Annotated in this window: 14 protein-coding genes and 1 pseudogene; 10 read left to right on the top strand and 5 right to left on the bottom strand. The window is 44.3% G+C overall.

Annotated elements, in window-relative coordinates; all coding sequences use genetic code 11:
* The first annotated feature begins 55 nt into the window (after nt 1–55).
* The 3 genes and pseudogenes from RCH20_RS06210 (at nt 56) to RCH20_RS06200 (ending at nt 2,414) form a co-directional block, all read left to right on the top strand.
* Complete coding sequence (locus RCH20_RS06210) at nt 56–1,339, top strand: aspartate kinase (RefSeq protein ID WP_209957945.1); 1,284 nt, start codon at nt 56–58, stop codon at nt 1,337–1,339.
* Nucleotides 1,340–1,707: 368 nt separating this feature from the next.
* Nucleotides 1,708–1,875 (top strand): annotated as a pseudogene (csrA, locus tag RCH20_RS06205) (carbon storage regulator CsrA); the annotation flags it as partial.
* A gap of 164 nt (nt 1,876–2,039) precedes the next feature.
* On the top strand, nt 2,040–2,414 hold the full coding sequence (locus RCH20_RS06200) for a HopJ type III effector protein (RefSeq protein WP_209957948.1): 375 nt from the start codon (nt 2,040–2,042) through the stop codon (nt 2,412–2,414).
* A gap of 205 nt (nt 2,415–2,619) precedes the next feature.
* Here the strand turns inward: RCH20_RS06200 and RCH20_RS06195 are convergent, their stop codons facing one another.
* Nucleotides 2,620–2,931: a YeaC family protein gene (locus tag RCH20_RS06195; protein ID WP_209957951.1), complete on the bottom strand. Its 312-nt coding sequence runs from the start codon at nt 2,929–2,931 to the stop codon at nt 2,620–2,622.
* 45 nt (nt 2,932–2,976) lie between these two features.
* Nucleotides 2,977–3,981 (bottom strand): NAD(+) kinase, encoded by a 1,005-nt coding sequence (locus RCH20_RS06190; RefSeq protein WP_327192954.1) that lies wholly within the window; start codon nt 3,979–3,981, stop codon nt 2,977–2,979.
* 341 nt (nt 3,982–4,322) lie between these two features.
* Here RCH20_RS06190 and RCH20_RS06185 point away from each other — a divergent pair, with 341 nt between their 5' ends.
* On the top strand, nt 4,323–5,045 hold the full coding sequence (locus RCH20_RS06185) for a Bax inhibitor-1/YccA family protein (protein ID WP_209957955.1): 723 nt from the start codon (nt 4,323–4,325) through the stop codon (nt 5,043–5,045).
* 145 nt (nt 5,046–5,190) lie between these two features.
* Here RCH20_RS06185 and RCH20_RS06180 read toward each other — a convergent pair whose 3' ends face one another.
* Nucleotides 5,191–8,220: a heavy metal translocating P-type ATPase gene (locus RCH20_RS06180; protein ID WP_327192953.1), complete on the bottom strand. Its 3,030-nt coding sequence runs from the start codon at nt 8,218–8,220 to the stop codon at nt 5,191–5,193.
* A gap of 409 nt (nt 8,221–8,629) precedes the next feature.
* Between RCH20_RS06180 and mrcB the strand changes: the two genes are divergently transcribed.
* From mrcB to purH, 6 genes are all read left to right on the top strand, one after another.
* Nucleotides 8,630–11,110: a penicillin-binding protein 1B gene (gene mrcB / locus RCH20_RS06175; RefSeq protein ID WP_209957959.1), complete on the top strand. Its 2,481-nt coding sequence runs from the start codon at nt 8,630–8,632 to the stop codon at nt 11,108–11,110.
* A gap of 82 nt (nt 11,111–11,192) precedes the next feature.
* Entirely contained in the window at nt 11,193–11,999 is an 807-nt protein-coding gene (locus RCH20_RS06170; protein WP_327192952.1) for a tetratricopeptide repeat protein, read from the top strand.
* A 105-nt stretch (nt 12,000–12,104) separates the two neighbouring features.
* On the top strand, nt 12,105–13,031 hold the full coding sequence (prmA, locus tag RCH20_RS06165) for a 50S ribosomal protein L11 methyltransferase (protein WP_327192951.1): 927 nt from the start codon (nt 12,105–12,107) through the stop codon (nt 13,029–13,031).
* A gap of 183 nt (nt 13,032–13,214) precedes the next feature.
* Nucleotides 13,215–14,081, top strand: a complete 867-nt coding sequence (locus RCH20_RS06160) for a DUF3426 domain-containing protein (RefSeq protein ID WP_327192950.1) — start codon at nt 13,215–13,217, stop codon at nt 14,079–14,081.
* A gap of 234 nt (nt 14,082–14,315) precedes the next feature.
* Nucleotides 14,316–14,579 carry a DNA-binding transcriptional regulator Fis gene (gene fis / locus RCH20_RS06155; RefSeq protein ID WP_442793109.1) on the top strand — a complete coding sequence of 88 codons (264 nt, stop codon included), beginning with the start codon at nt 14,316–14,318 and terminating at the stop codon, nt 14,577–14,579.
* A 303-nt stretch (nt 14,580–14,882) separates the two neighbouring features.
* Nucleotides 14,883–16,463, top strand: coding sequence for a bifunctional phosphoribosylaminoimidazolecarboxamide formyltransferase/IMP cyclohydrolase (gene purH, locus RCH20_RS06150; protein ID WP_209957970.1), 1,581 nt, complete (start codon nt 14,883–14,885; stop codon nt 16,461–16,463).
* 159 nt (nt 16,464–16,622) lie between these two features.
* On the opposite strand, the gene RCH20_RS06145 is transcribed toward purH, so the two are convergent.
* Together RCH20_RS06145 and RCH20_RS06140 are read right to left on the bottom strand one after the other, a co-directional pair.
* A complete protein-coding gene (locus RCH20_RS06145; protein ID WP_327192949.1) occupies nt 16,623–18,497 on the bottom strand; it encodes a SurA N-terminal domain-containing protein in 1,875 nt (624 codons plus the stop codon).
* 382 nt (nt 18,498–18,879) lie between these two features.
* Nucleotides 18,880–19,152 (bottom strand): HU family DNA-binding protein, encoded by a 273-nt coding sequence (locus RCH20_RS06140; RefSeq protein WP_209957974.1) that lies wholly within the window; start codon nt 19,150–19,152, stop codon nt 18,880–18,882.
* Nucleotides 19,153–19,443: the final 291 nt, after the last annotated feature.

Below are 19,443 nucleotides of genomic sequence, written 5' to 3'. Positions count from 1 at the left end.
AAATCAACGCTAACCACTCACAGATAGCCTTTGATGAATAATAGGTAATACTTTTATGGCGTTAATAGTACAAAAATACGGCGGCACGTCAATGGGCAGTATCGACCGCATCAAAAATGTCGCCAAACGGGTCAAACGCTGGCATGATAACGGTCATCAGATTGTAGTCGTAGTGTCTGCCATGAGCGGAGAGACCAACCGATTGATTGATCTAGCACGCCAAATCAGTAATGATCCTGATCCTCGTGAATATGATCAAATGGTGTCCACCGGTGAGCAGGTCTCAATTTCACTGCTCGCGATGGCGATTAAAGAGCTGGGCATTGGTGCGCATTCCTTTACCGGTCGTCAAGTAGCGATTAAAACTGATAGTGTGCATAATAAAGCTCGGATCGAAAGTATCGATGACCAGAATATCCGCGCACAACTAGACGCTGGTAATGTGGTTATCGTGGCAGGCTTTCAGGGCATCGACGCCGCTGGTAACGCCACCACCCTAGGTCGCGGTGGATCTGATACTACTGGGGTCGCGATTGCGGCAGCCTTAGGTGCGGATGAATGCCAAATTTATACTGATGTCGACGGCGTCTATACCACTGACCCTCGTGTCACTTCAAAAGCCAAAAAGCTTGAGAAGATTACCTTTGAAGAAATGCTAGAGATGGCCAGCCTGGGCTCTAAAATTTTACAAATTCGCTCAGTAGAATTCGCTGGCAAATATGGTGTGCCATTACGCGTACTCTCTAGCTTTGATGAAGACACTGATGGCAGTTACGACGACGATTTCAAAAATAACGTCGGCACCCTAATTACGATAGACGAAGGAGATAATATGGAACATGCAGTCATCTCAGGTATCGCCTTTAACCGCGATGAAGCAAAAATTGTAGTGCGTGCCGTACCAGACCATCCTGGCATTGCCTCTGCGATTTTAAGCCCCATTGGCCGCGCGAATATCGAAATTGACATGATTGTTCAGAACCTATCTACTAATGGTACTACTGACTTCAGTTTTACCGTGAACCGTACCGACATGGATAAAACCATGAAAGTGCTTAATGAAGAAGTCAAAGACGAGATTGGTGCCAAAGAAGTCTTAGGCAATAGCGATGTCGTAAAAGTCTCATTAGTTGGTGTTGGCATGCGTTCACACGCTGGTGTTGCTAGTCTTATGTTCCAAACCCTTGCTGAAAACAATATCAACATTCAAATGATATCGACCAGTGAGATTAAAGTCTCAGTCCTTATCCAAGAGCAGTATCTAGAAAAAGCGGTCAGATCACTGCATACTGCTTTTGGCCTGGACCGTGAAGATGGCGAAAGCAAGATTGCTGGGTAGTCTTTTATAAAATAATCATTGACAATATTTAGTCAGTTTTGATCAACGGGGTCTTTATGACGCCGTTTTTTTGCATTTGTGACTGCTACGGTCAGTCTCTATACAGTAGTTTTGTGAAAAGCCGTGACAGTATCTGTTATGCCACCTATAATGGAAGCTTCATTTGGGCTAAATGAATTTACCTATTATCACCATGACGCGCAGCGTTTTGGGCAATTTGCCTAACGGCTATGTTTTTTGTTAATAAATTTTGAATGATATTTTTTATTTTGAATGAACTTAGTGGTTCTGCTGCGTGGTGATACCCTGCAATTGAGATGTAATTTAATGAGCAATGACTTGTTAATGCGACATAAGGAGTGTGACGCATGTTAATTTTGACCCGCCGAGTGGGCGAAACTTTAATGGTTGGCGATGAGGTCAGTGTGACTGTCTTAGGCGTCAAGGGCAATCAAGTACGCATCGGTGTTGACGCGCCAAAAGATATTGCCGTGCACCGTGAAGAGATTTATCAGCGCATTCAACAGGAGCGTTCGGTACAATCACAGATGCAGCATCTTGAACAAGGTAATTTTGCACCTTCGTTTGATGACGAAGACTACTTTAATCGATAAGCTGTCGTACTTACCATTTAATCACTAAGCATAAATTAAGTGCTAATTGTTTCTGGCTCTTTAATCTGCTTTGAGGTCACTTACTTATGAGTATTCGCCAATCAGATGTATCAGCTCTACTTAATGGTTTGAATAAAAAAGCCATTAAATTCAACGATGTCATTAGTTTTATCGATGATTTTTATCGTTATGCGCCCGCCTCCTTTACCAATGGCATGGTGAACAATGCCGCTGGTGAAAATGAAGGTAGCGCCAAGGTTTTTGGCTTTGCTAAACACCATGGTTTAAGCCAACTGGATACCCTGAAACTATTTGGTGAGCATTATGCGCAAGTGCAGGCAACGCCAAATGGTACTGATCATGCCAATATTCGTAACTTTTTACATTGGGGCTGGCAAGGTTTTTTGATGCAAAAAAACCCGTTGACTATGCATACCAGCGTTAAGACTAAGGCGCTTTAATATTCTTTGAATCAATCTTAGTGTTATCAATTTATTTAATATTGATGAGCGAGATTAAAAGAGCCACGTTATCATTGATAGCGTGGCTCTTTTGTTATTCTATACTCTAATATTCATTAATCTAGGAATTATGATCTTTTAAACGGCTAACCACCTAAATTGTTGGCAATCCGACTCGATAATAAATGACGACTAATGCAGCGCTTTATTTATCACGGAATTTTACTGGCTGAATGGCGCCTTTGGGGTTGGGCATATTGGGATATTGATTCTCGTGCTCAACATCACACTCAGCGCCAACGATAGAGCCATCACCTCTTACTGGCTTGTGCATATACCCAATACGCTCAACAGGTGTTAAGTGTTCGTGCTCCCAAATCATCGTCGCTTGCATACAGGTTTCACGCTGCTCAGCCGTCAATTTTCGCCCATCAGGCCATTTTCCCAGCTCAATAGCCATGCGAAATTTATCGACTACCTCAGGTGTTAAGCTTGCTAATATCGTTTGTTTGTCCATGCTGCTTACTCTCCACTGCTATTTTTTATATTATATATAATACCTTTATTCTTCGTCTATAATATCATCATCAACGTCAAGACTGAACTCTTCGGCATGTACGTTCCAGTGCAATTTGGTGCGGCAGGCCTCGTAAAAGTCGAAACCTGGTGGATGTAGTAAGGTTAGCTTGTCAGGATGCTTACGGATATACAAGCGCTGCTCTTGCTCTAGCGGCACGCTTTGCTTGCCATCAGCGCTAACCATAGGCTGAGTACGATTGTCCTCGTGAATGCGAATACTAATTTCACTGTTGCCACTGACCACAATCGGCCGACTTGATAAAGTATGCGGATGCATGGGAACCAAACAAATGGCATCCATGCTGGGATGAATAATCGGTCCACCACCAGATAGCGCATAGGCGGTTGATCCGGTTGGTGTAGCCACAATCAAACCATCACTGTGCTGACGATAGACGTCTTGACCGTCGATTTTCATCTGAAAATCAATCATATGTACCGACTTGCCAGCATGTAGGACAATATCATTTAGTGCCATATCTTCATGAATGATTTTTCGACCTTCCCGAATTTCCATGGTCAACAAAAACCGATGATCCAGCTGATAGTCACCCATCAATACTTGGCGTAATTTGAACGCCGCTTCATCAGGCTTCACGTCCGCCAAAAACCCAAGACGACCGCGATTCACACCAAGTACGGGTACTCGATAGCGCGCCAACGCTTCGGCAGCATGTAATATTGAACCATCCCCGCCTACCACAATGACCAGGTCACAAATCTCGCCAATCAAACTGCGTTTGACGAGTTTGACCTTTTCTATTTCAGTAAGATCTAGGGTGGGTAGATGAGCCGTTTGCACATCCATGATCAAAGTCAGGCCCATCTCATTAATGGTTTGGGCAATCTGGACCAAACTTTGGGTCACGCTACGTTTTCCTGCTCGGCCCATGAGACCAATACGACGAAAAGCGGGGTTTTTGATGGCATGAAACAGCTCTGATTCATGTAAATGTGGCAATCTTTCTGACTGCGCTGAGTTTTCCATAAAACGACTCGGCATAACTTAGGATAATTGACAATAATTGTATGATAAAAATTATATGACAATAATAGCGATAAACGAGCCGTTAAACTAGCATGTTTTATTAATTATCGTTGTTAACTGTCGTAATCAACCCTATATATAAGCTATGAGGTGCACTTTATGACTGAATTATTAACACACTAGTGCTGCTACTGGACGTTGCTTTATGAGTGGGTGAATAACGGGTTAAATAGTAGCGCTAGCCCTTGAATACAGTCACGTAAACACCGTTGACAATAATAGCAATTTTGCTAAAGTATCTATCATCTATTTCATTTATATTTTTTATTGAGGACACATATATGGCCAATCCTATTGTCAGTCGCGCAGAACTTGCGATCGGTGGTGAGCCGATGACCGTCAAAGGCGTAATACAGAAAACCAGTCTATTATTGGGGCTGTCTGCCACTACTGGTGTGGGCTTTTTCTTTTATGCTCTTATGACTGGTCTATCACAAGGCTTTATTACTATGGCTGCCTTTGGCAGCATGTTCGCCGCCTTTGGTCTAGCGTTATATATTACTTTTAAGCCACAAAAAGCCAAAACTTTAGCGATACCTTTTACACTGCTAGAAGGCATCTTCTTAGGCGGTATCTCGCTATTCTTTATGAGAATGTATCCAAGCGTGCCAGTCACTGCCATGTGTGCAACTTTCGTTACTGCAGCGGTGATGCTCGGACTGTATCGTTCTGGTCTGGTCAAAGTCACTGAGAAATTTCGCTCAATCATGACCTCAGCTATCATTGCTATTATGTTGGTTTATGTCGCTCAATGGGTACTGTCACTAGCGTTTGGCTCTAGCTTACCGTTTTTGTTTGAGGGTGGTGCCATTGCTATTGGCTTCAGCCTATTTGTGATCGTTATCGCTTCTTTTACGCTGTTATTAGACTTTGATAATATTGACCGCGGCGTAGCAGCGGGTATCTCTGAAGACTACGAATGGTTGTTCAGTATCGGCATCCTTACCACCCTAGTATGGATGTATATTGAATTTATGCGTCTGCTAAGCTACTTACAAGACTAGTTCGACAGTGGTTGTAGAAACTTGTTTTGAAAAGCTGCTACTGCTTAGCTTTTCGCTCTAAAAAGCAAAAACCGCCTGTTGCTAATAATAGTGACAGGCGGTTTTTTATGATTAAAAGTTGAGTAGGTGGTTAACGGTTCACAAACTAGGCACGTTTTAGACGTAACGCATTTAACACCACTAGCAAAGAGCTAAGCGACATACCAATGGCCGCAAGCCAAGGCGGTACGTAGCCAAATATGGCTGGCAATAACACAATGCCGTTATAGCCCAGTGCCCAGCGGAAGTTTTGTTTGATGATCCGTTCGGTTTTATCAGCGATACGCTTAGCAGCTACAATAGCTTCAATTTGACCATTTAAGATAATACTATCGCTTGAGACTTGCGCTAAATCAGCCGCCCCAGCAATTGAAGTGGAGACATCAGCAGCAGCCAATACCGGGGCATCATTAATACCATCACCGACCATCAGTACTACCGCGCCCTGCGCTTGTAGTTGTTGGATATGGTTGACCTTAGCCGTGGGTGATAGACCCTTGTATGCTGACTGTATGCCCAAAGACTCCGCCACAACTAGCGACTGCGGGCTTGGATCACCAGTCAACATTACTGACTCGATACCCAATACTTTTAGCTTGTCCAACATGGGCTTCGCGGTATCACGCACCTTATCATTGAAGTAAAAACAGGCCAGTGCTTGCCATGAATCTGCTAGCGTCTCATCATGAGTATGAGTATTAGCTTGTGACGAGGGTTGACGACAAGACAATACCACAGCTGAGCTGGCACGATGCGCCACTAAATCTGGATTGAGATCATCATTAGCATTTATACGGTCAATGCTGTCGATGTCGTCAGTGCCATCACTCTCATTATCAGCCATTCTATCTAAAGCAAAATCAACATGACCTATTCGGTATAGTACCCCATCAATCATCGCCTCTACGCCGCCTGCTGGATAATGCTCCAAAGCTTGGGTTGCTGGTAGATGCAACTGATAAGCCGCTGTCAGCAGCGCGTGAGCAACTGGATGACGACTGCCTACTTCTAGAGCAGCGGCTATTGATAATACCTTATCTTTTTGGTCTGATAATTCTGTGGTAGCCTTAGTCGTTGGAGCATTATTGGGTGCTAGCAATTCAATATTTAATAGATTGGGCTTACCATAAGTCAGCGTACCGGTTTTATCAAAAGCCACATGGGTAATTTCGGCCAAAGTTTGCAAAGTATGACCGCGAGTGGTCAAAAAGCCATAGCTGGCCAGGCGGTTAGTCGATACTGTTAAGGCGATAGGAGTGGCTAAAGACAAGGCGCAAGGACAGGTAGCTACTAAGACGGCAACTGTTGCCCAGATTGCCTGGCTCGGATCAACGATATACCAGCCAATAAATACCAATACCGACAATACTAAAATCCGCGCCACGAACCAACGTGCCAGCTTATCTGCCTGCTGGGCTAGCTTGGGTTTTTCGCTCATCGCACGGTTCATTAACCGATCAATCAGTCCAATCTGACTGTCTTCTGGTAACACAGTGACTAGCATTTCAAACGGTTGGCTGTCATTCTGCGCGCCACCAATAATATAGTCGCCTTGATTTTTTATAATCAAGTCACCCTCACCAGTCAGCAAGCTTTGAGACACGGTTGCCGTTGGACTAAGTAAGATACCGTCGCTGATGATCTCAGCCCCAGCATCAATCATAATAATGTCACCCACTTGTAAGCTTTGAGCGGTCACCATGCTGCTTTGTCTAGAAAGACGATTTTGCTCTGGGGTCTGACTTTGATTCGAGCACTTATTTTGTTCTGCTGCTGCTGACCTTTGAATACTGGCTTGTTGCCACGCAATAGCAATGCGCTCAGTGACTTCATGCACGCTTGCTTCCATCTTTGACATAAAGTTTGGCATAGTAGCGACCGGTGTATCGGTTTGAGGGCTGATAGCTTTAAAACTTAGGTCTTGGGCGTTTATATTTTGTGAGCTACTGACAGTAGTAGATACGCTAGTAGTTTGAGCAACAGGTAAATTTTTGGATAAAGCAACTGGCTTATTTTCGGTTTTGAGCTCATGGTCGGGTGCATCAAGGGTATCGTTGTCGGACGTATTAGCAGCGGACTGTTTAAGCTGCTGCAAGATAAGCTCAGCCGCTGCTTTATCTTCCGCAATCTTTTGTACTAGGACCGGCTCTACCACTACCAAGTCATTGGCCATAGTTGCCGCTTTTAGTCGCGCATTGTGCTCAATGTAACGCCCTGCAAGCAAGAAGAAAATAAACATACTGACCGAATCATAATAAGTCTGCCCGTATCCGGTAATAGTCGCGTAAAGGCTGGCAAAAAATGTCACTATCAGCGCCACACTTACTGGCACATCCATATTGACTTGGCGAGCACGAATGGCTGACCAGGCGGAAGTAAAAAATGGTACGCCTGCATAAAAGAACACCGGAATACTGACAAACAAAGATACCCAGCGCAAAAAATCACGCTGTAATATCAGCATGCCACTATATTCACCAAAATATAGGGCGACCGCATACATCATCGCTTGCATCGCACCTAAAGCGGCGATACCCAATCGTAATAGCATTTTGTTGGTATGCTTTGCTAGCATCGCTTCATGGGTGTCTTGACGGTAGGGCTTGGCTTCATAACCAATCGCATTAATCACGGCCAAGATACGGCTAATCGGCAGCTTGGTTTCATCCCAGATCACCCGCATACGCTGGTTGGTCAAATTGACTTGGCATTTATTAATACCCTCAATTTCATACAACCGCGATTCTATCAGCCAGGTACAAGCGGCGCAGCGTAGATTATTTACTGACAGCTCGGCGACTGACAGTCCGTCTTGTGCGTAGACAAACTGTGATTTTATTTCATCATGATCATAAGCTTCAAGGTTGGTCATCTGCGTGGGCAAACTTGCAGTACGGTTAATCTCTGAGCGATCGAGATAATACTGCTCAAGTCCCGCTTCAACGATACTTTGCGACGCCAGCTGACAGCCCATACAGCACATCTCACGCGCGCTACTAAGCACCTCGGTATAAAAGGGTGGGCGTGGTACCGGATCACCGCAATGAAAGCAGTGTCCGGCTGGTGGCAGCACTAGCCCCTGAGTAATTGAGAGGTCGTCGTAATGAGAGGCAGTTGAGGACAAGGCGCTGGACATGTTAGATATAATTTCCTTTAAGCAGGCTTGCTTTAACATTGGCTATGTTGAATTCAGCTTAGGCCAACCTGCTATCGACTGGGTGACAGCTGATAATTCGCATAAAAAACATCGTTATAATTCGTATCGATGAGTATCGTAGATTGCTATCTTATATGGTAGTCATTCACCACATTAAAAGCCTAATAATTTTAGTAATTATCCATATAATAGTGGTTGAACACTGGTCAACACTTAAGCTGTTTGATAATAAACAGCTTGCTGACTTTTATTGCTATTCAGTATACACCTTCATAGAACCCTACTCATAAATAGCGAATGAATGCGGCCGTTGATGATGATAGATTGAAAATTTTGTCAATTTGCGTCATTATGAGGCAGTTTTTTATTCTAAAACGGTGCGTTATCAGTGCAAAAATCTCGTTCTAAGCTACCACAGTCGCCTACATCTGCCGTAAACACCCTACCTTCGCAGCAGCGAGGCTTGGTGTTTAGCAGTATCTTATTAATTATCGTTATTGCCGGCATGGTGCTATTGACACTGTATTTAGTCAAGCTCGACCGCACTATTACTAATAAGTTTGAGGGCAAACGCTGGGACATTCCTGCCAAAGTCTACTCACAGCCACTCGAGCTGTATCAAGGTGCCAATGTCGACAAAGATACGATGAAGACTTGGCTTGAGCTGCTCAATTATAGTAGTGATAAGGCCTATGATCGCACCGGCACTTATCGAAAATCGGGTAACACCTACTTTATCCATACCCGCGGCTTTACCTATAGCGCCAATGATGTGGATAAAGAACAAGTCATCAAAATGACCATTGCTGGTAATAAGGTTGAGTCGATCCAAAGTACCTTACCTGCCAAGACCGGGATCATTCGCCTTGAGCCCGTGAGTATTGGTGGTATTTATCCAGACAGTAACGAAGATCGGATGGTCGTCTCTTTAGACGAGGTACCGCAGCCACTGATTGATGCCCTGATAGCGACTGAAGATCGTGGTTTTTATGAACACAAGGGGGTCTCAGTACGTGGTATTGCTCGCGCCGTAATTAATAACTTCACTGGTGGCGCTAGGCAAGGTGGCTCAACCATCACGCAGCAGCTGATCAAAAACTTCTACTTAAACTCTGATCGCACATTAAAGCGCAAAGCCAATGAAGCAATGATGGCGGTGCTACTAGAGCTGCATTATAGCAAAGATGAAATACTACAAACCTATCTGAACGAGATTTACTTGGGCCAAAATGGCAATCGCTCTATTAATGGTTTTGGCCTAGCATCACAGTTCTATTTTGATCAACCGCTTAATGAGCTGCGTTTAGATCAACAAGCGATGCTAGTCGGTATGGCAAAAGGCCCTAGTGTCTACAATCCTCGCCGCAATCCAAACGACTCCAAAGCACGTCGTGACGTTGTACTCAATAATATGCTAGCAGTGGGGACACTGTCACAAGCAGGCTATGATGCTGCAATAAAGCAGTCGCTCGGTGTGGTTGATAAGCCGGTGGAAGGCAAGAGCCAATTTCCTGACTTTTTGGATATCGTCAAACGCGAGCTGAACGACGTTTATTATTCAGATGACCTCAAAAACGAAGGTTTGATCATTATCAGTACGCTCGACCCTATTGCTCAATTAGCGGCAGATAAAGCAGTTGAAAAAGAGCTGGGTGAGTTACGTCGCGGTAGTAATGAAACCAAAGAGTTACAAGGGGCGTTAGTCAGTGCCAACCCTGAAACGGGTGAGCTGGTCGCTGTGGTGGGTAGTGGTAGCGAGTTTACCGGCTTTAACCGTGCGGTCGATGCCAAACGTCAAGTCGGTTCATTATTGAAGCCAGTGATTTATATGACTGCCTTTGAAAGCGGTCGTTACAACTTAGCAAGTTCGGTCGATGATTCGCCGATAACGGTAAACTTAAAAGACGGCAGTCAATGGAATCCTAATAATTACGACAATCGTGATCATGGTTTTGTTCCGTTAACCACTGCCCTTGCAAAATCTTATAATCATAGTGCTGTACGCTTAGGAATGGAATTTGGGATCGACACCTTTGCCAAGCAATTACAACGCATGGGTGTAAAAGAAAAAATCCCTTCATATCCTTCAGTGTTGCTAGGTTCAGTCAATTTAAGTCCGATGGATATGCTTGGTGTTTATCAGGTGTTTGCTACTGGCGGCTTTCGCACGCCGATTCATAGTATCCGCACGGTGATTGATGATCGCGGGCAAATTTTGCAGCGTACTGGACTAAACACCCAGCGTAGCATTCCACCTGAGACCAATTATTTGACCAATTATGCCTTACAGCAAGTGGTCAAAAACGGTACTGGTAGAGGCCTTCAAGCGCTTGGTAGTAATCTGAATCTCGCTGGTAAAACGGGTACGACTAACGACTATCGTGATGCCTGGTTTGCCGGTTACAGCGGTAACTATGTGAGCGTGGTATGGGTTGGTCGCGACGACAATAAACCAATTGGACTCAGCGGTGGTACTGGCGCGCTGCCGGTATGGGTTGACTATATGAAGCGACTAAGGCTCACTCCGGTGGCCTTACCAGAGCCAGAGGGTATTGAATGGCTGTGGCTTGAAAACAACTCTGGCAAACTATCCAACGAGCGCTGTGCCGATGCCCGCTACCTACCCGTCATGTCAGCCTACTTACCAGAAGAGGCCAGTAGCTGCGCGCTCAACTTGTATCAGCAGGATCGCGCACGCGAGCAGAGGCCAAATCGACAAGATTCTATGCAGCAACAGCGTAACCGCGAGGGACTAGACAACCCAAATGGTGAAGAAACTACTATTGAAAGTAACAGTGAAACACCAAACAATAATGACGCTCAAAAACGTGCCGACACCTGGTATGACCGAGCACTAGAATGGTTTTAGGGTTGTTTTTTGACATTTAAGAAAGGGCTTTAACATGCTGTCGTCTATACATCAAACTGTATCATATAAGCAAAGGTGGACTATGAACAAGGGATCTATCAAGCAGATTCTGCTACCTAAAACCGTGCTTGTGACTAGCACCATACTGGTTATGCTAAGTTTAAACGCCTGTCAAACTGTGCCGAGTACAACAACAGGGTCATCCGTCACTACGATTGTGCGTCAGGCCCCTGCGGTCGACAGTAATGATTATGAGGGCGAAGACGACTACATTGACCAAGACCTTGATGGAGATTCTGCCGAAGACCTTGACGAAGACGACTTCCCTATTGAGCCTTATATTCCACCTGAGCCGTCCGCTACGCCAGATCCTATAATAGAACAAACACCAATATTTGCGCCGCCTAGTATGATTGTCACTACGCCCTCTAGCGAGGACTACATCACCATGCCGACGCCAGTAAGGCCGCCTACTTTACCACCGGCACAGCCAACATCGCCGTCACATAATGAACTGTTGGAGCGTGCACGGCAAAACTCTAAGCAACAACCTCGTCAAGCGACTGCTAATAACAGTAAGCTACCCGCATTTCAAAACTTGATGCAGTCCGGTATTAATCAGCTCAAGGCAGGAAATTTAACGGCTGCCGAAAGCAGTTTTACCCGTGCGCAACGTCTTGCACCCAAGTCATCGGCGGTGTATTTTTATTCGGCACAAGTAGCACTCAAAAAAAACCAACCGCGCAAGGCAGAAGCCATGGCACGGCGAGGTCTCAATGTCTCAAAAGACAACAGTCGTCGCCGTGCGTTGTGGCAAATTATTCTGCGCTCAGGACAACTACAGAACAATCCGCGTGTGATTCGCGAAGCGCAGCAGGCATTACGCTAGGCTTTTAGCTATTCAATATCGGCCATCATGTTTAGAATGCCGATACAGCATGTGTTTTTTTAATTCACCCCTATTTATTTTTTATTTCAATCTAAGGTTATCGTTATGGCATGGCAACAACTGCATTTACAATGTGAAAAAGAAAACGTTGATTTAGCAGAAACGCTGTTATTAGAGGCCGGTGCATTATCTATTGCATTGGATGATGCGGGTGATCAGCCCTTATTTGAACCCCTACCGGGAGAGTCGCCACTATGGGATGAAGTAATATTAACTGGGCTTTTTGATGCCACCACTGAAGTGGGTAGCCAGCAAGTGGTTGAGCAGTTGGGCCATGAAATTGCCGCCCAAGTGCAAGCCAGCCGTATTTGGCTGACTGCCGTTGAGGATAAAGACTGGGAGCGCGAGTGGATGACCCATTATCATCCTATTAAGTGTGCTAACAACCTATGGATTGTACCTAACTGGCTGACCCCTCCAGATCCTGATGCTACTAATATTATTATGGATCCTGGACTGGCTTTTGGTACCGGTTACCATGCGACTACCCGTTTATGTCTTGATTGGCTGACCGAACAAGATCTAAGTAATAAGGTAGTGATTGATTATGGTTGTGGCTCAGGTATTTTGGGCGTTGCGGCGTTATTGTTGGGCGCTCGCCATGTTTATGCGGTAGATATTGACCCGCAAGCCGTATTGGCTACCAATCAAAATGCCATACGTAATCATGTTGAAGATCGCTTGCAAGCATTTTTGCCTGAAGACTTTACTACCTACTGCTCGCAGCACAATATCGTGCCAGTAGACGTTATTGTCGCTAATATTTTGGCCAAGCCTCTCATCGGCTTGGCGCCTTATTTCGCCACCTTAATCGCCTCCAAAGGACGCATTGTATTAGCAGGACTCATTGAGTCGCAAACGGAGCAAGTCAGTGATGCCTATCAGCCTTACTTTGCACTTGACCCTAAGCATGCTTTTAGTGCCCAAGAGGATCAGCATTGGCAGCGCTTATCTGGTACATTTACAGGCTAGAAACATTCATTTACATCTGTTACGATAGGGAAACAACGTAAAATGTGCGTGTTCGATGCTACTTTATAATTGCTCATGGATGAGAATGTATAATGCTCGCAAATAGTTGGGTTGAAAATAACAAGCAACGTTTGCTGAGTGGCTACGCGGTATTGAAGGCCATACCTTTTTGGATTCAATCATATGACCACCACGCCAATAAAAACCCAATGCCCCCATTGTCATGCTTGTTTTAACTTACAAAGGATTCAGTTAAATCAAGCAGGTACCACAGTACGCTGTAATCATTGCCAACAAGTCTTTTTGGTGAACGAGTACCTTGTAGTCAACACTGATGCCGCTATCAATACAGTTACTACTGATATTCGTGCCAGTGTTCCTAACACTGCTGAAAATGTATGGCTAGAACAGCTGCTAAAAGACAAAAGCGATGTTGAAGATGGCGGCCAACCTGAGACTGATTTGGCACAATTGCTACTCAACAGGGAGGGTCCTGTTAATGAAGAAGTCAAAGTTAAGATCGACCCAAAATATGCTAATAACACTCGAATACACATGCAGTCCACACCAATGGAGACTGGAACCTCCATTGTCGTATTACTATGGACTATGGGATGCTTGGTACTAGTGCTCCTACTTTTTGCCCAGTATGTTATTTTTAACTTGGACACCTTGATTAAGAACTCCGCTCATGCCGAGCGCTTACAAACAGTATGTGCTATAGCAGCCTGTAGCTTACCCAGTGCAGATCTGACAACCATGACAGTTACTGGTCTCAATTATAGTGCCAGTAGGATCAGCGCTACGAACACGTTTAGCGATGTAACCGGCACCTTGAATAATACGAGTTCACAGCCACAACTGCTGCCCAGCCTTAAAGTGAGTATTTACAGTCCAAATGTGCTCATTGGAGAATTTATCGCCATGCCAGACGACTATCTATTGAGCCCGCAAAATCAGCTGGTCGCCGAAGGTCATAAACAACTCATGTTCACTATACCCGTCGCAGCTGACCAGATTGATAGAATTAGTATTAATCCTATTTATTAATGCATGCGTGCGCAAGGCGTGTTTTAATAGGCGCTAATATAGCAGCGCCGCTCTATTCATCTAAGATGTGCTGAGTTTAACCTCTTATTTTATACCCTTTAATTTCAAGGACATCACCTTATGGCACATCACGTACAACACCCTGCCAACCGTTTTGCCCACAGCTCTGAGAATTTTACTAACTACAGTGAACCAAGTGCTGGTCAGTATGCAATTGACGATTTAGAGCTGTCTTTGAGCGGTGACTGTAATAGCCAAACCAACCATATGCATGAACCTTTGTGCGTGCATGTTGAGCGCGTGGTACGTCAGTATTTTGCCATGTTAGGTGATGAGATGCCAACTGAATTATATGAGCTTATTTTGAAGGAAATGGAGCGACCACTCTTGTCCGTCGTCCTTGAACAGACTCGAGGCAATCAAACCAAGTGCGCGCAGATATTAGGCCTCAATCGTGGTACCTTACGCAAAAAACTTAAAACCTACGACCTCATGTAATAGCTGGTCATACTATGGAAGCATCTATGTTTTTATATCAGTTTGACAAGCCGTTTATCGACACAGTTATTAGGTTTTATAGTCATTACACTGTAACGCTTTAACCACTTAGAGTTTATTGCGTCATCATTCACTGCGCTTCTTGATATAATTAACGACTCTTTATTAAAATTAATACTCATTACCTATGACAATTCATAGTCTCGATCTTATCACTTGTGATACCGTCTGCAATAATCGCCATGACGGTCATTACTATCTTGCCAGACCTTTGTGTCAGGCTTTTTTTATGGAACTGTTTTTATGAGCACAACACCACTTGCACTACTGTCGGTCTCCAACAAGGCTAATATTGTTGAGTTCGCTCAAGGTCTTATTAAAGCAGGTTTCGGTTTACTGTCTACTGGCGGTACTTATCGATTGCTCACAGAGCACAATGTAGCAGTGACCGAAGTATCAGACTACACCGGCTTTCCTGAGATGATGGATGGCCGGGTCAAAACCCTACATCCTAAGATTCATGGCGGAATTTTAGGACGCCGTGGTACCGACGACGCCATTATGAGCGCTCATGGTATCGATCGTATTGATCTGGTGGTTGTTAATCTATATCCCTTTGCCGAAACTATCGCTCGTGCGGATGTGACCATGAACGATGCTATCGAAAATATTGATATCGGTGGCCCTACTATGGTACGTGCTGCTGCTAAGAACCATGCCCATGTTGGTATCGTCACTGATCCTAAAGATTATGATCGAGTATTAACAGCCTTAGGTAATAATACCGAGCTGACTGCCGCATTACGTTACGACTTAGCCGTTAAAGCATTTGAGCATACCGCCCAATACGACGGTATGATTGCCAATTTCTTAGGCAGCCGAGTGAATGAAACTCAGCAGCCTGATACTTTTGCTCGTACTTTTAATTTACAGCTTGAGAAAGTGCAAGACCTACGTTACGGTGAAAACCCGCATCAAAAAGCCGCATTCTATATAGAAAACCAAGTTCTACAAAGTAAGCAAGCATCCATTGCTACCGCCCAGCAGCGACAAGGTAAGGCGCTGTCGTATAACAATATCGCCGATACTGATGCGGCTCTTGAATGTGTTAAAGCCTTTAGCGCTCCTGCTTGTGTCATCGTCAAACATGCTAATCCTTGCGGCGTCGCCATTGATAATGATCAAGTAGCGGCTTATCGTACTGCTTTTAGCACCGACCCTGAGTCTTCTTTTGGCGGTATTATTGCTTTTAACCGTCAATTAACAGTGGCAGCAGCCAAAGCCATTATCGACAATCAGTTTGTAGAAGTCATCATTGCACCAAGTCTTGAAGAGGGTGTGCTTCAAGCCACTGCTAGTAAGAAAAACGTACGGGTATTGGTCTGTGGCGAGCTGACGGCTTCTGATGCACCCATGACCCAGCTGGATTACAAGCGTGTTAATGGCGGTTTATTGGTACAAGAGCAAGACTCAGGTATTATTAATGCCGGCGAATTACAAATTGTGACTGATGTTCAACCCACAGAAGCACAGATTGCTGATCTGTTATTCACATGGACAGTGGCTAAATACGTTAAGTCTAATGCGATTGTTTATGGTAAAAATCAGCGCACTATCGGTGTTGGGGCCGGTCAGATGAGCCGTGTAAACTCAGCACGTATTGCTGCGATTAAAGCCGAGCATGCAGGCTTGATCACTGAAGGCGCTGTTATGGCTTCTGATGCATTTTTTCCCTTCCGTGATGGCATTGATAATGCCGCAGAAGTAGGCATCTCCGCTATCATTCAGCCTGGTGGCTCAATGCGTGATGACGAAACTATCGCCGCGGCTAATGAACATGGTATCGCTATGGTGTTCACCGGCATGCGCCATTTCCGTCATTAATCCATCTTCGAGATGACCGATTTTTAAGACGTCTAATTTTAAAAAAATTATTAGTCCTCCATCAAAAAAGCCACGGTATGAATACCGTGGCTTTTTTATCATTACTATTTTTTATTACGCTATTGATAGCACTCAATAGTGATAATTGTTGAGAAAGTTTTAACGCCCTTGTGCACTTGCCATATTGGTTTCATTTACTTCAACTTTATAAATCAAGCGCAAATAGTCTAAATAATCTTGCAGCTGATCTTGCCCTAAGTTGTCACGAATAATTGCAGCTGTTTGCGCTTTCTCAGCAGCAGACAGTGGTGATTGTTGTTCAGTTTTAATAGAGTCACCGACTATGACTGTCGCGCCTATTTCCGTTTCGCTCGCTAACGCCACTACCCCATTAGCGGGCGCTTGCTGACTGAATGCCAATCCACGTTCTTTTTCTGTCAGGCGTGTGGTCTGACGATTTATTTCACCTAGCGCTTGGAAAGTTACTTTTTGCTTACTGATATCAGCCGCGGTCTTAATACCAGCAGCCAACTGTTTGGCGTCTTTTAACGCCAAGGCGCTGGCTTTTTGCTGACGTAATATTTGCGTGATAGTAGGCGTTGCAGCTGCCAAGGTGAGGGTCTTGGTAGGACGATAATTGCTTGGTTGTACCCAGGCGATACCTGAGCCCACATCAATACCTGTCGTCACTGCTTGATCTTGAATAATAAAATCATCAAAGGCTTGCTTGATAACCGCCGGCTGCGCCAATACCGAGGTATTATTCTCTTTGCGATAATTTTTGAGACGTTTTAATGGCACGTTCTCTTGCTGCGCAATATCTTCGATACTAAAGCCATCTGCTGCTAAATCGTTAATCGCAGTCACTTTATCTGCATAAATTTCCTGACGCTTATATTCTTTAGCTTTAACCGTCAACTCTTCACGCATGCTGTCTAGACTGGGTACTTGACTACCGTTGTCTTCAGTTATAGTAAATATCTGATAGCCAAAGCTAGTCTTGATGGGCTTACTGATGTCACCAACGCTTAATCCCTGTAGTGCTTGTTGGACCGCTTGCGCGTCGCTGCCGAACACCGATGGATTAAAACTACCAATGGCGCCGCCAGTAGCACTTGATGGGTCATCAGACTCATTTTTTGCCAGCGCTGCAAATGATTCACCTTTGGCCAAACGCGCATTAATTTTATCCGCTCGCGCCTTAGCATCGTCACCCGTCAATAATATTTGACTGAGTTTGCGCTCATCGACTATGGCTAACCCTTGCTTATATCCTGCGTACTGCCGCTGCAACTCTTCTGTGGTGACATTTTCAACTTGCATAGTCGCCGGGCTGAGCTGAATGTAGGCCAAATCGACCATAGCTGCACTCTTAAGCGTGCCCTTATTGGCGTCATAATAAGCCTGCACGTCAGCTTTGGTCAATTTGACCTGCTGCTGATAATTCTGCCAATTGAAGCGATATAACCAAACATTGCGCGCTTCTAGCTGTAACTCAATCAACTGACTGACTGCTTTCATTGGATAAATAGCCGTACCAACAATGCTGGCATTCAGCTGATCCAGACTCAATTGATTGCGAAATTCTGTAAATAGCTGGTCCTTATTCATACCGCGCTGACGCAAAAAGTTTGAAAATTGCTCATTAGAAAAGTCACCATTGGCATCTTTAAAAATATCTTCTTGGCGTAACAAACGATTAATAGTGTCATCAGATACGGTCATACCCAGCTTGCCAGCCTGCTGTTCTAATAAAGTGCGATCAATCAAACCTTTTAACACTTGTTTATGGAGCACGTCTTCATTGAGCAAACTGGCGTCATCGAGCTGATCCAAAATCTCCGTACGTCTGCTGTTCACTGCACTTTGATACTCTGATGACCCCACACTCGCCTCACCTACTTGCGCGATTTGGTTGGGATCAACACCACTTTGGAAGTAGCTTTCAATACCCAATAGAGCAAGCGGCGATAGGCATAAAATCAATAAAATGCGACCAGGCCAGCTTTTTAAAAAATCGCGCAATTTATCCATAATTATTTCTGCTTTATTAACCTATATTGATGAAAAACCATTGTAATACTAATAATAACATTCATGCTGTTCGAGCAGGCAATGGCAAGGTGAGGAACATCGGTAACTAATAAACGCCAGCTAAAGCTTGTTTAAGCATCACAGCTAACGCGCCCTATGATACGTGATTTTTGGTGTAGACTCAAAATATTCGCGCGATATGAGCATAAATGACATCTATAAAAAAAAGCACCCCTGTAAGGTGCTTTTTTATTACTCAATTTGCAACTTTAATTGTCAGCTGCAAACCTACTATCTACTGGCTACAAGCACTTTTTTTATTAGTGAATAAAATAGCTATGTAGCATATACCTATGTGTAGCGAACTACTTTAAGTAACCGCTTAGTTCAAGCGCTCTTTTAAGTTTTTACCGGCTTTAAAGCTAGGTACTTTACTTGCTGGGATAGCAAGTTCTTCACCAGTCTTAGGGTTACGGCCTGTACGGGCTTTACGATCTTTTACGCTAAAGGTACCAAAACCAACTAATGAAATGCTTTCGCCCGCTTCTAAAGCTTGGCCAACACTTTCCATTACTGCGTTTAGGGCATCACCAGCTTGGGTCTTATTTAGACCGCTTTTGTCTGCAATGCTATCAATTAATTCTGACTTATTCATAAAATTTCCTTCAGGTTTAAGGGGTATAATAAAGGCTAACGTCAGGCATTGTATCGCTCTCATGCTATTTAAGCAATAAGAACCATCCGACTTATGCATTAGCAGGTTACACTTTGTTAACGTCTTTATATCAAGGCAGCATAAGGAGCGCAAGCGATTTTACATATTTTCGTATCCTATACTACGCATTTGACACTTAACGTTACGCAATACATCTGTAACTTAACTGTCAACTCTTTGACTCACCTCAAATGAGATGACCACTACCTTTCTTATTCATGTTATAACCAT

This window comes from Psychrobacter sp. PL15 (genome assembly GCF_035984995.1).
GTDB lineage: Bacteria > Pseudomonadota > Gammaproteobacteria > Pseudomonadales > Moraxellaceae > Psychrobacter.
This window is presented reverse-complemented; position numbering and strand designations above follow the sequence as displayed.